A 13,212-nucleotide genomic window follows, 5' to 3' on the forward strand; every position below is an offset into this window, starting at 1 on the left:
ACATGAGAACCGTTTTGGTTTTTAAGACCTCAGTACGTACCCGCCGCAGTGTGAAACAGGTAACGCCCCTGCTGAACCAGTTGCTGGACGCGACGGACCGCTGGAACTTCGACCTGCAGGATTGTGATCACATTCTGCGGGTAGAAGCGCAGGCTATAACGCCTTCTGTGATTATTGACCGGCTCCGGCAGGCGGGTTTTATGTGTACTGAACTGGAAGACTAAGGAGGTAAGAAGCGCTTACGATAAACTATCTGCCATAGTTTTATGTGTACTGAACTGGAAGACTAAGAATAGACAGCCTCCGGTTTTAGCTGCAATGATGCCTGTACGCGGGCAAGAATGCCGCTCACTTGTTCCTTCAGGCTTTCGGGCTCCAGAATCTGGGCGCAGTCTCCAAACATGACGTACCACCGGGCAAACCCTTCGCAGTGGGGTTCGGTCATAAAGGTCATCTCTACGTAGTAACCGTCTGGTTTTTCAGCGGTGAAACCGTAATAGGTGCGGCTGTTCTGAATGTACCGGGCAAATGACTTTTCTACCCGCAAGACCACTTTCACCTTCTCAGTTGGGGCTTTGGGCTTACGGTAATCAGACAACGGACCGTGCTCTCTGGTGAAGGGGCGGTCCGTTAGTTTTATCTGCAGCATGCGGTCTGTCCGGAACTGGCGGTAATCTGCGCGCAAATGGCAATAGCCCATGATGTACCAGAAATTGTTCTCGTGGAACAGACCTATGGGCTCAATCAGGCGCTCGGTCGCTTCCTCAGAACTGAACGCCTGGTACTGCAACGCCACCTGTTTTTTTTCGGCCATGCTGTCTAAGAGCACGTCCAGGGCGTGGGGCGTGTGCTGGTTGAAAAGCTGCGCCGATGTATCTACCCAAATCTGGGCTTCCAGCGCCGCCACCCGCTCCTTGGTACTACCCCGAAGCACCGACTTTACCTTGTACATGGCACTCTCAAAATGCGCCCCCAGGCCTTTGTCACTGAACTTCTGCATCAGTTTTTCAGCGGCCACAAAACTGCTGGCCTCTTCCTGGGTGAACATGACGGGCGGCAGCCGGTAACCGTCCAGCAATGAGTAACCCACGCCCGCTTCGCCGGTTACGGGCACGCCTGATGCCTCCAGTGACCGGATATCACGGTACACGGTGCGCAAACTCACCTGGAAACGGTCGGCCAGTTCCTGGGCCTTTACCGTACGGCCAGACTGCAAATGGTGCAGCATGGCCACAATGCGGTCAAAACGGTTAAGGGGTTCGCTGTCGTCCATAGAGGGTTGAAGAATTCGCTCTTAAATCTACCAAAAATCAGGGCATCGTCTTACAGACGAAACAAGGATTGCTAAAATTATTAGGGATTTCCTGTTTTCAGGCTGTTTTCCGAAAACAGCCTGAAAACAGGAGACTAATCATTTAGACTATCAGTTCTGAAATTATGGATTACTAGAGAAAGAGAAAGGCGGCTTACTAAAAGATAGCCGCCTTTCTTTTAGTAAGCCGGGGCGGTTTATTTGCCCAGCGCCAGACGAATGGCAGCCTCTACAGGCGCGTGACCTTCAGCTGAATCATCAAGCGAGAACGCTTTTTGAAGGAATAACGGTGGTTGCGCCATGAATTTAGGGTTTTTGCCCCTGTGCGCTTGCGCCGCGTGCACTAAGAAAGGGTGACACAGATAGACCGTTCCCGCTTGGCCAACTGCAAACGCCTGTTCTCTTTCCGGAAGGAAATCTACCTGTTTGGCGAGCTCCATAAAGGAAAGTCCCTGTTCGCCCTCTGTTGAGAGCAGGTTTGCCACGTCAAGATGTGAGCCTTTGTAGAGCACGGTAGGGGCGTCTGCCTCGGTTACATCAGAATATAAAACCAGCAGCAGCAAGGCGCGGCCTTTAGAGGCTAGGTTGACTCGCCATTCAAAGTAATTCGCCGGGTCTTCCCCCGGAAAGCTGGCGTCTACGTGCTTGCCCGTATCTATGGGCAGCTTCTCTGCCGGAAAACGCACCGGGAATGCCCCCACGCTTCGGCAGGGCAACCATCTGCCTTCGCCCACCAATTGATTGAAGGCATGGTGCAGTTTTAGGGTGTTTACTGACTCCACAAAAGGCGGTTGGGTGTACATGCCCAGCCACACCACCGGTTCTGACCAAGTGCTGGGGTCTGCGCGGTCTACCGGAAGGTCTTTCCATAAAATGTCTACTGCGGCGGCGCAGTCTCCCTGGAAAAAGCGTGGTCAAGGCGTAAGAACCCGGTATGAATGAACTCCTGGATTTGGTTTGGATTTAAAAAATCAGACATGAGAATAACGTAAAGGAGCCTTCGCCCGATAGCAGGTAGCGGGGTAGGGCAGGTGATACAATAAATTTCAAGGGGATAGGCAACAAAAGCCTAAGCACTCATGCTGAAAGCACAAGTGCCGTCACTTCAGAAAGAAGCGAAAAGAGAGAGATTTATAATGTTGGGGCCATTCTCATAAGGCCAAGTAAAGAATATTTCCTTGAATCTACAACTCCAGTCTATCTGATTAAAAGCCTATGCCATTTAGTAGAAGAGAACAAAAAGTTTTACAGCAAAATCACCCGGCAAGCGCTGACAAAGTGCTTCATTCTTCTGTCTTAAAAGCAGAAGGCAGTTTTTAAAGGCGTTTGCCTATGAAGTGATGTTGATAGGAAGGAAAGAGAAACTGGCGGTCGGCGTTTTCGGGCCGTTTTCCGGAAAACAGGCCCAAAACGCAAACCCCTTTTTGGCGGCTGCGTTCAAAAGGCTCTACACCAACTAGAACCACCATGGCTGAAGAAACCGTTTTACTCAAAGACTACTCTGACCAGGAAAAAGGGGCCTATCTGGGAGCCTTGGCCACCATCGCCTCGGCAGACGGACAGGTAACCGAAGACGAACTGGCGTTCCTGCGCCTCTTGGGCGAAGCCGCCGAACTGCCCGATAACCTGCAGCAGGAAATAGAGTCCATTGCCAAGAATCCCTCGCAGATAAGTCTCCAGAAGTGTCTGGACGTGCTCAAAGGCAGTCCCCTGCGGTTTTCGTTTGTGACAGACATCATCAGCTTCGCGAAGTCAGACGGCGAGTATTCACAGGAGGAGCAGCGGCACATCTCTGAAATTGGACAGTACCTGGGTATTGACCAGAAACAGTTCAGCATCTTAGACCAGTTTGTGGACAAAGCCAACCAGGCCCAGCAGCAGGGCGAAGACCCCACCAGCCAGTCATTCCTGAGCAAAAGCGGCATGGGTGACATGTTCAAGAACTCCGGCATCTCACCGGGCATGGTCACCGGTATGCTGGGCATTTTGGCGCCCATGGTCATTGCCGGCATGATGAACCGCCGCGGCGGGTACGGGCGTGGCTACGGCGGCGGCATGATGGGAGGAGGAATGATGGGCGGCGGCTTAGGCGGACTGCTGGGTGGTTTGCTAGGCGGGGGCATGATGCGCGGCGGCCTATACGGCGGTGGCCGCATGGGCGGGCTGGGCTCTATGGCTTCCATCTTAGGCGGCCTGGGCGGCCGAAGCCGGTACGGCAGCATGGGCGGCGGCGGACTAGGTGGTCTGCTGGGCGGTATCTTAGGCGGCGGCCGCAGAGGCAGCGGTTGGTAAAGATGAATTCCTGTTTTCGCTGTTTTCAGAAAACAGCCCGAAAACAGGAAACCAGGAGCGTTCTTGACGTAGAGACCCGGCGCCGCCTTGTCTCCCACGCATTCCTGAAAAAAAACTAAGCTCAGTTTTCCTGCCCTCGCGGTTTGGTGACAAACTAACAGCCTGCGCCGTTTGAGACAAGGCGTGCGGTCTTTCTTGCGGTTTAGGCTTGTTTTCAGAAAAAGAGCCCGGAAACGCCTTCCCATTCCCCACTCTGAGAGGGCAATAGCTTACGCCTCTTCCTGCTTCACGTACACCGTTTGCGTTGGGAAGGCGAATTCGGCGCGATGGCGCTCTACCACCTCTACAATTTTGTAGTTGATTTCCTCCTTCACGTCAATGTATTCGTCCCAGTCAATGGTGTTGATAAAGTAGAGCACCATAATGTCTTTGGAGTGCGGCCCCAGGTTAAAGAACCGCACGCGGCCGTCCTGGTTGGTGCGCGGGTACTCATCAATGAGGTGCTGAATGTCTGCCACTATGGCCTTGATCTGCTCTGAGGTGGTGTTGTAGGTGAGCGTGATGTCAAACTTTACCCGCCTGAACGTGCGCAGCGTGAGGTTGTCCAGCGGTTTGTCAATCATGCTCTTGTTGGGCAAAGTTACGTAGCTCTTCTCCATGGTGCGGATGCGCGTGCTCCGGAAACCGATCTTCTCTACAGTGCCAATGATCTCACCCACCTGCACCAGGTCACCCACCACAAAAGGGTGGTCCAGGAAAATAGTGAAAGACGCCAGCAGGTTCTCCAGACTTTCTTTGGCCGCAAACGCGATGGCCAAACCGCCCACCCCCAGACCGGCCACCAGACCCGCCACATTCACTTTGAAGACAGTGCCCAAAATCACGAAAAAACCGAACAGCACCACAATCACCTTGCTGAAATCAACAAAGAACGGCACCAGCTGGTCGTCTAGCTTTGACATGGTTCTGGCCGCCCGCTTTGAGAAGATAAGCCCGAAGAAATCTACCAGACGCATGACCACCCAGGTGAGGGAGCTGACCAGGAAGATGCCGTAAATGCGCTGCAGAATACGTTTCAGGCCTAACTCGTTCTTGGCGGGCAAGCCCAGCTCCGGCGGATAATTCAGGCTGTCAAAGGCCATGTAGAGAAACACCAGAAAGGCGAGTACCTCCAGCGGCGTGACCAACAGGCGCTTGAATTCTTCTTTGGTGACCTCAGAGGAGAAGCGTTTGGCCAGTGCCTGAAAAAGAATAGTGGTGAGCAGCCGTGACAGCAGCTCCTTGAACAGGAAGCCGCAGAGCATGATACCGGCAAAAATGAGGTACTGCTGCACCGTGTTCCCTAAAAACACAAGCCTTAGAATATCAGTAAGTTGGTCCTGCATATGTATTTTTATTCCGCTTGCAACCAATGGCGGGGGGGCAAGGGTCATCAGGTAAAATTGGGAATTAATCTATGAAACGTAAAATCTCTTCTTTGCTGTGCGTGCTAGGCATGGTGTTTAGCGTGATTTCCTGCCAAATCCCGGCTTCGCCCCAAGAGGGCGAAGGTTCTGATGCCTCCAGCCAGTGGCTGGCTTACCCAGAGACGCAGTGCGCTGATCCCTGGGGGTACTGCAACAAGAGCGGTGACAAGACCGTCTGCGTAAGGGAGCACCTGGAGAAGCTGGGGGTTGACGTGCTGGCGGTCACCGTGAGCGGCAGCTTAGGAGACGGTGCTGTTTGCCTGGCCTGCCAATGCGCCAGCGGGAGGATCTTCAAAGTAAAGGTAAACCAGGCAGACGTTGACCGGGTAGTGGCTCTTGGGTTCAAGAAGTTCTAAGCAGGTAAAGCCCCGGTGAAGTACCTCCATTTCCGCATTGGCCGTGGAGAGGAACTTAAATTTCTGTTTTTGGGCTGTTTTTTTAAAAATAGGCCGAAAACAGAAATTAGTGGAGTGTCTGTGCGAGCCACGGGCGGGTTCTTCTAATGGAGAGAGAAGAGCATCTGTTGGCCTTTACTTTGTCCTCCTGAAAGGGTTTTGGCGCATGTTTACCTTGGTCTTTTGCGCTCCAAAACGGCATCAAAAGAACCAGGTTTTGCCATTTCTCTCACTTGGGCGCTGCTATGCTGAACAAAAATGCTTTGCCAGAACCTTTTACTCCCGTTCTTCGCCAGCAAGGCCAAAATGTAAACCATCTCTTAGGGAACAGGGGGCGAACGGCAAGACCTGTTGCAAAACGCGGGTCTAACTTTTCTCAAGATGCTTTCAGGGAGACGGGAAGTGTAAAACAAAGCACCCGTTTTTGGGCTGTTTTCTGAAAAACAGCCAAAAACGGGTTGACTGATCTCTCTGAGTCTTTTGAGCAAGTTTACGTTTGTCTATTGCGCTGCAAACGGGCCTTAAAAGCATCTGGCATCGCGGTTGCCCCGCCCCATAGTGCGGCTAAGTTGCTCTAAAAACGTTCTAGAAGCACCTTCCGCTCCCCGTTTTTGCTGCAGAAGCACAGTGTAAACCAGCACTTACAGCAATTGACCCAGGGCAATCTCAAAGGAAGTTTTGGCTATCTCTGTTTTCTGCGGATTGCGGTCATGCGTTTTCTCCAGGGCTGTTTTGATGGTGCGGGAGATATCTGAGAAAATGGCCTCATCTGTGATTTCCACATCCTGCTCCATTAAATAGGCAAACACCCGGGCCATGCCGCAGTTAGCCACAAAGTCAGGAATGACAGACACGTGCTGGTCAGCAAACTCGCCGGTTGCCCCAAAGAAAATCTCCGGGTCCTGGAACGGCACGTTGGCTCCGCAGGAAATCACTTCCAGTCCGTTGGCCTTCATGCGCTCTACCTGATCCCGGGTAACCAGGCGGGAGGCCGCCGCCGGAATAAAGATTTCAGCCTCCAGGTCCCAGATGCGTTGGTTCACTTCTTCAAAAGAAAGGAGGTTGTTGGCGGTTAAGGTGTTCCCGTGGCGGTTCAGGAACAGATCATTGATTTTCTCTGTAGAGAAACCTGCTGGGTTGACCAGGCCGCCGGCGCGGTCAATGATGCCTACCACCCGGGCGCCTTCACTGGCCAGATAATAGGCGGCTGCCGCGCCCACGTTGCCCCACCCCTGAATGATGGCGCGTTTGCCTTTCAGGTTGCCGCCCCAGATCTCATAGTAATGGCACACCGCTTTGGCCACGCCGTACCCCGTGATCATGTCGGCTACGGTGTATTTGCGGGCGAGGGAAGGGGAATAGTTTACATCTTCCAGCACCTTGCTCACGCCCTGGCGCAGCTGGCCCAGCTTGTTGATCTTTTGTGGCTCTGTGGCGTGGTAGTGGCCGTTGACAATGCCTTCTTGCGGGTGCCACAGGCCGTATTCTTCTGTGATGGGAATTACCTCATGGATCTCGTCTACGTTCAGGTCGCCGCCGGTGCCGTAGTAGTTTTTGAGCAGCGGGAACACCACGCGGTACCAACGCTCCAGCACGCCCTGCTTCCTGGGGTCAGCGGGGTCAAAGTTGATCCCAGACTTGGCACCGCCAATGGCCGGGCCCGATACGGTGAACTTCACCTCCATGGTTTTGGCCAGAGACTCCACCTCGCGTTTATCCAGGCCTTTGCGCATGCGGGTTCCGCCGCCGGCCGCCCCGCCCCGCAGGGAGTTGATGACTACCCAGCCTTCGGCCTCGGTTTCAGAATCTTTCCACTCAAACACAATCTCAGGGCGCTTGTTCTCAAATTTGGCGAGCAGGTCTTTCATAGCGGGAGGTTTGCTTTGGTTACCTGGCAAAGGTAGGGGATAACTAGCGTTTGGTAAAGGGGAAATTGTTTTGCTGTTGGAGGATATCTTTTCTGCTTGAAGCAGGGCGTGGTCTGCTGTTGCTGCTGCCATGGACAGGCATAGCCTGTTGTTCCCTGCTGGGTTGCCTGTGCGGTTGGCGGATTCGTTGCGCTGCTGGCTGCTGTTGAAATGCTTAGTCTGCTGCTCCCTTGGCTGCGGCAGGAATGTGTAGTCTGTTGTCCCCCTGGCTTTGCCGCTGTTGACGTTGCTTCATTTCTGTTCCTGTTTCATCTTTTCCGGTAAGCGCTCACGGCCGCGGGGCCCGTCCTGGCGGTGAGCACTGCTGTTAAAACTACGCCTTTGGCGTTGCCGCTGGAGTGGCACCGTATGAACAGAGGCGCTCACCCCCAAGACTGGTTTGGGTTCCTTTGCTGTAACTGCCTTACTTGCTCATTCTGCCTCTGCAGGTAACCGTTGCTGTCCCGCTAGCCTGAGCCGGGCCCGTGCTACGCACATCAGTCAGAGCAGAAGTGTTGATTGTGCATTGCTGCTTGCCTGTTGGTTTGGTTCAGGCGTTTCGGAGAATGGTAGAGACCAGGCACCGCCTTGTCTCCCACGCATATTTGATACTCCCCCTTTGAAGGGGGCGAAGGGTGATGTTGACACAGGAGGACACGCATTGCAGATAACTCCCCTCCCGGGAGGGGGAGGGCACGCATGGCTGATTGATCCCCGCGCGCTCCCGGCGAGTCTGGAGACTTGCCCCAGCTTATGGTATGAGACCCATGCTGCGGGCCAGTTCCATCTCCAAAATCAATAAGCAGCTATTAGCCATTCATCAGACCTGCGGGCGTCTGTGCCAACTGCCGTTTTTAGGCTGTTTTCGCCAAAACAGCCTAAAAACGCTAATTCCAGTAAATAGCGCCGCCGCAGTTGTCATGGCGGGCACCGGTCACACTTTGGAGGCAGTTGGGTTCCTGCCGCCAGCGCAGTACGCCCAGAAACGCGAAGATGAGGGCTTCTTTGAAGTTCACCAGCTCCGGCTCGGGGACCACTACCTCAAAGGTGGGGCCTAAGTAGTGTCTGATCTGCTCTACCAAAAAAGAGTTGAACGCCCCGCCGCCGGTGAGCAGGAGTTTGCCCCGTTGCTGGTCAGCGTGCTGGCGTACCGCCTGGGCAATCTGGTAGCCCATGTGGTGGCAGGCGGTGTGTAGTTTGTCCTGCACAGCAGCTTTCGATTCCTGGATTGCCCGTAAGCTGTTTTCGTCTGCCCACTCCTTGCCAATTGATTTTGGGGAAGGGGCTGAAAAGTAAGATGGCTCATTGAGACGGTCAAACAGGGCTTGGTTGAAGCTGCCGGAGCGGGCCTGGTCACCGTTTTTATCATAGGGCATGCCCAGCTGCCCGGCCAGCGGGTTCAGGAGCATGTTGCAGCAGGAGATGTCAAACGCTAGCCTTCGGTCCTGGCCTTCCTGTGAGATGTTGGAGATGCCGCCCAGGTTGAGGCAGAAATCATATTCGGCGAAGAGCAGGCGGTCGCCAATGGGGACCAGAGGGGCACCTTGTCCGCCCAGGGCAATGTCCAGGGTTCTGAAGTCGCAGACGGTGGGTGCTTCGGCGGCGGCGGCCAGGTACGCGCCGCTGCCCACCTGGAAGGTGATATGCAGCTGGGGCTGGTGAAACACCGTGTGGCCGTGCGAAGAGACAAAATCTACCTGCAGCTGGTGACGGTCTACAAAGGCTTTTACCAGCTCGCCCAGGTAGTGGCCGTAAGCGCGGTCTGTGGCAATAATTTCTACCGCGCTGACCTCTGTGAGGCCTGCCAGACGCTGTACCCATATATCTGAATATGGAACTGTTTCTGTATTAAGTATTTTATATATCCAATTGCCTTCATTATACGTAAATCTGCAATAAGCCAGATCCACTCCGTCTAACGAAGTGCCAGACATTATGCCTATAACATGGTAATTCTCCATGCGTTAAAGTAACGTAATGTTCTGGTAACTCGCAAAAGGGGGTATGAGGCGGGTTTAAAGGGCGCGGGCTGCGCGCCTCATTGTAGTACAGATTTAGTGTGTCCTTATGAAAAGTTTATTATCCAGAGTGGAATCTAAGAAGATAGATAAGGCGGCGTCCATGCTCAAGGTGTTGGCGCATCCTAAAAGGCTGGCCATCGTGGATCTTCTGGGTAAGGAAGATAAAATGACTGTAACGGAGATCTACCAGTACCTGGATCTCCCGCAAGCCATTGCGTCACAGCATTTGATCACACTGAAAGACAAGGGGGTTCTCTCGTCTTTCAAGGTGGGCACCAAAATCTATTATTCCCTATCTATTCCCAAGCTGATTGATGTGATTGACTGTCTGGAGGAGTGCTGCGGCGACCTGTAGCCTTTCTCTTTGCCCGTTTCCCCCATCAAGTAAGTATTCCCCCAGAACCGTTTCCGGCCTGTTTTCTGAAAAGGAGGCTAGAAACGGTTTTAATTTTTTAGGGAGAATGGGTTTACCCCTTTCTCATGGGCGCTCACCCCTTTTATTTGGGGAGGTGCGTTGGGTTCTGTTGCTTTGAACCAATTAACGCACAAGCCTATGAACCTCAAGAACCTTACGCCGCTTCCTATTGGGCAACAGGCCATCATCCACGCCGCTTTGGTTTGGGCAGGCCTTACGGTACTGGATACCGCTTTTTACAGTTACAGAGTAGCCACTGAGGGGTACTTCCTGTTTTATGGGAACGGTTCTCCCGTAACCGTTTGGCAGCGCCTGGGGGAAACGGTGTTGCGCTGGGAAACCCTGGTGTTTCTGGCAGTGGCGGTAGGGGTGGAGCTGCTCTACCATTTCGTTTTTAAGTGGAAAAGCATCAAAGTCTTTGCCCTTGCCTGCGTGTTGCTTTCTTTGGGCACGGTGGTGGTGGTGCTGCTGGCCTTGCCGCCTCAAGGCTCTGTGGGGGCCGCAGATTTCCTGGTGGTGTTTTTTGAAGTGTTCATCTATGCGGTGTTGTATGCCCTTACCCGCAACCTCATCACCAGGCAGGCCAGGGAGGCAGAACAGAGAAGCCACCATGCCCAGGCCGAACTCAGCACCATCAAAGCCCACCTGAACCCGCACTTCTTTTTCAATACCCTCAACAGCCTGTATGGAACGGCTATCTTGGAGAAGGCAGAAAAAACTGCGCAAAGCGTGGAGCAGCTGGCTGGCATTATGCGCTATGTACTCACAGAGGCGCAGGAGGACCTGACCGAGGTAGCCAACGAAATCAAGTTCCTGCAAGATTACCTGCAGCTGCAGCAAATGCGGTTGCCGCGCGGGAGAATATTAAGGTGAAGACGGAAATAATCTATGACGGAACCCCCGCCCTCATTGCCCCGCTACTGCTGATCCCTTTCATAGAAAACGCCTTTAAGTACGGCATCAGCCTAGACCAAGACTGTTTTGTGCACCTTTGCCTGCAGGTGAAGGACAGGCAATTGGAGATGGTGCTGGAAAACCAACTATTGCCAGAGCGGCAAAAAGACCACGGCGCGGGCACGGGCCTTGCGCATGCCCTAAAACGCCTGAACCTGCTGTACCCACAAAAACACCATTTGGTGTTGGAAGAGCAACCGCATTACAAAGTCAGGCTCAGGCTTGACATGCGCCAGATAGACCGGTAACTTTAAAAAACTCCCTCAAAAGAAAACGCCCATGCGCTGCATTGCCCTAGATGACGAGCCCATTGCCCTGGAAGTACTAAAGGCGCACGCGCAGAAAGTGCCTTTCCTGCAGTTGCAGGAAACATTTGTGAGCGCCTCTGACGCCCTGGCCTATCTGCAGCAGCACCCTGTTGACTTAGTTTTCCTGGATATTAAGATGCCAGACATTACTGGTATTGAAGTAGCCAAACTCATTGGCAACAAGGCCAGCCTTGTCTTTACCACCGCCTTTGCGGAGTTTGCCCTACAGGGGTTTGAGTTGGCCGTGGTAGATTATCTGCTCAAGCCCGTTACTTTTCCCAGGTTTCTGCAGGCCTGCACCCGCGCGCAGGAGCTATTGCCCCACAAGCAGGCCGGCAACGCTGGGCCGGGGGCTACGCCGGAGTTTCTGTTTGTGAAGGTAGGCTATGACTGGGAGCGCGTGAGCCTGTCTGAGCTGCTTTACATTGAAACCGATGATAATTACCTCACCTTTCATGAACCGCACCGCCGTACCCTCACCCGCATGACCCTGGCCGAGGCCCTGGAGAAACTTCCCGCCCAGCGTTTTGTGCGTGTGCACCGGTCTTATGTAGTGGCCATTGACAAGATTGAGAAGATAGAGCGGCACCAGGTCACCCTAGCTGGCAAGCCCCTTCCCGTCTCCCCCACCTACCGCGACCATCTGTTGCAGCAGCTGTTATAGAACCACAATTCCCGTTTTAGGCTCATTCCCAGATACGAAGCCCAAAATGACTGCCTTTACTCCTTGTATTTCAGCACCAGCACCGCCGGCACCGGGCGCTGCCCTTCCTTGTCTGAGGGTTTGATGGTGTCTTTGCCTTTGACATACAGCGCACTGGAGCCGCCGCCGTCCAGGTTCAAAGCTTCTTTGCAGCCTAAACCTACCATCAGGGTGGCCAGCTGGTCTAAGCTGCGCCCTCGGCAATGCCTTTGTGGCGGCCTTCCACCATGAGAATAATCAATTTGTTATCGGGCGTGTAGCCCATCACGGTGCGCGGGTTGGGCCCTCTGAAACTGGCGCCGCCACGCAGTTCTTCCTCTGCCGTGATGTGTACCTTGCCGTCTTGCACCAGCACCGGGCCACCGCCCACGGCCACCCGTGGTTTCCAGCGTTTCATGTGTTTCACGGTGCGTTTGCTGGGTGCAGGAGCGGGGTTTCCGTTCACTTGGGTAGCGTAAGGTGCGGCCAACTGCATGGTCTTCTGCTTCTTGCCCATGTTGTAGGCCCAGGCCACGTCTGCAGTGCGGTTCCGGAAAAACCCGATGGCCCCGGTGGTGGGGTAGAGGGTGAGGGTGTCTGTGCCCTGGGGGTTCTTGCGCTTCACGGTAGCCTGCGGGGCCAGCACTTTGCCGTCATTGATGACTAGGTTCAGGTTGCGGTTGTCTGCGAAGGAGAAGAACGTGGTGTTGACGGTGGCCAGCACATGGCCCGGTTCCTGCTCAAAATATTGTTGGGGCGTGTAGCGCTTGCCGTTGCCCACGCGGGTTAAAATCTCCAGTTTAGGGTCTTGCAGGTCAGCCTCCAGATAATAGGCTTTGAAGGGTTTGCCGTCCAGGGAGTCAGAGGTGGTGAAGACTTTCACGGAGGCTGGTAAACCCGCTTGGTGTGGGGGGGAGGGAACCCAGCGTACCTGTGCCTGACTGACGAAGGCGACGCAGGCGGCGGTGAGGGCAAGAAGCAACTTTTTCATACCGCCAATATAAAGAGCCGGGGGTAACTTTTGGTAACGTTTAGGTAAAGCTTTTGCCGGGTTTGAAATGTGAATTTCTGTTTCCGGGCTATTTTGTCCAAAACAGGCCGAAAACGCAAAGAAATTTGTGGCAATGCGTGAGAGACAAGGTGGTGCCTGGTCTCTACAAGGGAACATTATAAAACCTTTTGGGAAGATTCACCTCCCAATGCGTAACTTCTAAATCAACGGTGCATAAATTCATCTCGCTCGCCTCTGGCGAGTGTGGGGTGCCTTCGGCCTCTGGCCGAGTTTCTGCTGTATTTGGTTTTTATTTTGTCACGCGGTGGGATGCCCCAGGCATCTCATACCCTCCAGAGGAGAGCGAGGGTATTGGCGTTTTCGGCCCGCTTTTCTGGAAACAGGCCTAAAACGTAAGCCACTAGAATGTCAATGCATGGGGAAAACAAGCTGCGTCTGCCTTGGGCAA

General features: G+C 53.8%; 15 protein-coding genes. 8 read left to right on the forward strand and 7 right to left on the reverse strand.

Annotated features, from left to right (window positions below):
• Nucleotides 1–2: 2 nt before the first annotated feature.
• A complete protein-coding gene (locus A8O25_RS23375; RefSeq protein ID WP_066830590.1) occupies nt 3–224 on the forward strand; it encodes a hypothetical protein in 222 nt (73 codons plus the stop codon).
• 62 nt (nt 225–286) lie between these two features.
• Here A8O25_RS23375 and A8O25_RS02900 read toward each other — a convergent pair whose 3' ends face one another.
• A complete protein-coding gene (locus A8O25_RS02900; protein ID WP_066830593.1) occupies nt 287–1,273 on the reverse strand; it encodes a helix-turn-helix transcriptional regulator in 987 nt (328 codons plus the stop codon).
• A gap of 236 nt (nt 1,274–1,509) precedes the next feature.
• A complete protein-coding gene (locus A8O25_RS02905) occupies nt 1,510–2,115 on the reverse strand; it encodes a phytanoyl-CoA dioxygenase family protein (RefSeq protein WP_241498916.1) in 606 nt (201 codons plus the stop codon).
• A 664-nt stretch (nt 2,116–2,779) separates the two neighbouring features.
• Here A8O25_RS02905 and A8O25_RS02910 point away from each other — a divergent pair.
• Nucleotides 2,780–3,604 carry a TerB family tellurite resistance protein gene (locus tag A8O25_RS02910; protein WP_066830596.1) on the forward strand — a complete coding sequence of 275 codons (825 nt, stop codon included), beginning with the start codon at nt 2,780–2,782 and terminating at the stop codon, nt 3,602–3,604.
• A gap of 269 nt (nt 3,605–3,873) precedes the next feature.
• On the opposite strand, the gene A8O25_RS02915 is transcribed toward A8O25_RS02910, so the two are convergent.
• Complete coding sequence (locus tag A8O25_RS02915) at nt 3,874–4,989, reverse strand: mechanosensitive ion channel family protein (protein WP_066830599.1); 1,116 nt, start codon at nt 4,987–4,989, stop codon at nt 3,874–3,876.
• 71 nt (nt 4,990–5,060) lie between these two features.
• Here A8O25_RS02915 and A8O25_RS02920 point away from each other — a divergent pair, with 71 nt between their 5' ends.
• Nucleotides 5,061–5,426 (forward strand): hypothetical protein, encoded by a 366-nt coding sequence (locus tag A8O25_RS02920; protein WP_066830605.1) that lies wholly within the window; start codon nt 5,061–5,063, stop codon nt 5,424–5,426.
• 680 nt (nt 5,427–6,106) lie between these two features.
• Here the strand turns inward: A8O25_RS02920 and A8O25_RS02925 are convergent.
• Nucleotides 6,107–7,333 carry a Glu/Leu/Phe/Val dehydrogenase dimerization domain-containing protein gene (locus A8O25_RS02925; protein ID WP_066830608.1) on the reverse strand — a complete coding sequence of 409 codons (1,227 nt, stop codon included), beginning with the start codon at nt 7,331–7,333 and terminating at the stop codon, nt 6,107–6,109.
• A 926-nt stretch (nt 7,334–8,259) separates the two neighbouring features.
• Nucleotides 8,260–9,333: an anhydro-N-acetylmuramic acid kinase gene (locus tag A8O25_RS02930; protein ID WP_066830610.1), complete on the reverse strand. Its 1,074-nt coding sequence runs from the start codon at nt 9,331–9,333 to the stop codon at nt 8,260–8,262.
• 106 nt (nt 9,334–9,439) lie between these two features.
• Between A8O25_RS02930 and A8O25_RS02935 the strand changes: the two genes are divergently transcribed.
• The 4 genes from A8O25_RS02935 (at nt 9,440) to A8O25_RS02950 (ending at nt 11,734) form a co-directional block, all read left to right on the forward strand.
• On the forward strand, nt 9,440–9,748 hold the full coding sequence (locus A8O25_RS02935) for an ArsR/SmtB family transcription factor (RefSeq protein ID WP_066830613.1): 309 nt from the start codon (nt 9,440–9,442) through the stop codon (nt 9,746–9,748).
• Between the two features lie 198 nt (nt 9,749–9,946).
• On the forward strand, nt 9,947–10,681 hold the full coding sequence (locus A8O25_RS02940; RefSeq protein WP_066830616.1) for a histidine kinase: 735 nt from the start codon (nt 9,947–9,949) through the stop codon (nt 10,679–10,681).
• Nucleotides 10,678–11,010, forward strand: a complete 333-nt coding sequence (locus A8O25_RS02945; protein WP_066830619.1) for a LytS family sensor histidine kinase — start codon at nt 10,678–10,680, stop codon at nt 11,008–11,010. The genes A8O25_RS02940 and A8O25_RS02945 overlap by 4 nt, the downstream gene beginning before the upstream one ends.
• A gap of 31 nt (nt 11,011–11,041) precedes the next feature.
• The gene (locus tag A8O25_RS02950; RefSeq protein ID WP_066830622.1) at nt 11,042–11,734 is read left to right on the forward strand and encodes a LytR/AlgR family response regulator transcription factor; all 693 of its coding nucleotides are present in this window, start codon (nt 11,042–11,044) and stop codon (nt 11,732–11,734) included.
• A gap of 56 nt (nt 11,735–11,790) precedes the next feature.
• Here A8O25_RS02950 and A8O25_RS22390 read toward each other — a convergent pair whose 3' ends face one another.
• Nucleotides 11,791–11,940, reverse strand: a complete 150-nt coding sequence (locus tag A8O25_RS22390) for a phosphodiester glycosidase family protein (protein WP_082893404.1) — start codon at nt 11,938–11,940, stop codon at nt 11,791–11,793.
• 17 nt (nt 11,941–11,957) lie between these two features.
• Nucleotides 11,958–12,743: a phosphodiester glycosidase family protein gene (locus tag A8O25_RS02955; protein WP_066830632.1), complete on the reverse strand. Its 786-nt coding sequence runs from the start codon at nt 12,741–12,743 to the stop codon at nt 11,958–11,960.
• 188 nt (nt 12,744–12,931) lie between these two features.
• Between A8O25_RS02955 and A8O25_RS22840 the strand changes: the two genes are divergently transcribed.
• Nucleotides 12,932–13,153: a hypothetical protein gene (locus tag A8O25_RS22840; RefSeq protein WP_153042565.1), complete on the forward strand. Its 222-nt coding sequence runs from the start codon at nt 12,932–12,934 to the stop codon at nt 13,151–13,153.
• Nucleotides 13,154–13,212: the final 59 nt, after the last annotated feature.

The sequence above is a fragment of the Rufibacter ruber genome (assembly GCF_001647275.1).
GTDB lineage: Bacteria > Bacteroidota > Bacteroidia > Cytophagales > Hymenobacteraceae > Nibribacter > Nibribacter ruber_C.

Coding starts and splice junctions, on each gene's coding strand:
- A8O25_RS23375 (WP_066830590.1), top strand. CDS start 3: ATGAGAACCGTTTTGGTTTTTAAGACCTCAGTACGTACCCGCCGCAGT.
- A8O25_RS22390 (WP_082893404.1), bottom strand. CDS start 11,940: ATGGTAGGTTTAGGCTGCAAAGAAGCTTTGAACCTGGACGGCGGCGGC.
- A8O25_RS02950 (WP_066830622.1), top strand. CDS start 11,042: ATGCGCTGCATTGCCCTAGATGACGAGCCCATTGCCCTGGAAGTACTA.
- A8O25_RS02915 (WP_066830599.1), bottom strand. CDS start 4,989: ATGCAGGACCAACTTACTGATATTCTAAGGCTTGTGTTTTTAGGGAAC.
- A8O25_RS02930 (WP_066830610.1), bottom strand. CDS start 9,333: ATGGAGAATTACCATGTTATAGGCATAATGTCTGGCACTTCGTTAGAC.
- A8O25_RS02940 (WP_066830616.1), top strand. CDS start 9,947: ATGAACCTCAAGAACCTTACGCCGCTTCCTATTGGGCAACAGGCCATC.
- A8O25_RS02935 (WP_066830613.1), top strand. CDS start 9,440: ATGAAAAGTTTATTATCCAGAGTGGAATCTAAGAAGATAGATAAGGCG.
- A8O25_RS02955 (WP_066830632.1), bottom strand. CDS start 12,743: ATGAAAAAGTTGCTTCTTGCCCTCACCGCCGCCTGCGTCGCCTTCGTC.
- A8O25_RS02920 (WP_066830605.1), top strand. CDS start 5,061: ATGAAACGTAAAATCTCTTCTTTGCTGTGCGTGCTAGGCATGGTGTTT.
- A8O25_RS02910 (WP_066830596.1), top strand. CDS start 2,780: ATGGCTGAAGAAACCGTTTTACTCAAAGACTACTCTGACCAGGAAAAA.
- A8O25_RS02900 (WP_066830593.1), bottom strand. CDS start 1,273: ATGGACGACAGCGAACCCCTTAACCGTTTTGACCGCATTGTGGCCATG.
- A8O25_RS02905 (WP_241498916.1), bottom strand. CDS start 2,115: ATGTACACCCAACCGCCTTTTGTGGAGTCAGTAAACACCCTAAAACTG.
- A8O25_RS02925 (WP_066830608.1), bottom strand. CDS start 7,333: ATGAAAGACCTGCTCGCCAAATTTGAGAACAAGCGCCCTGAGATTGTG.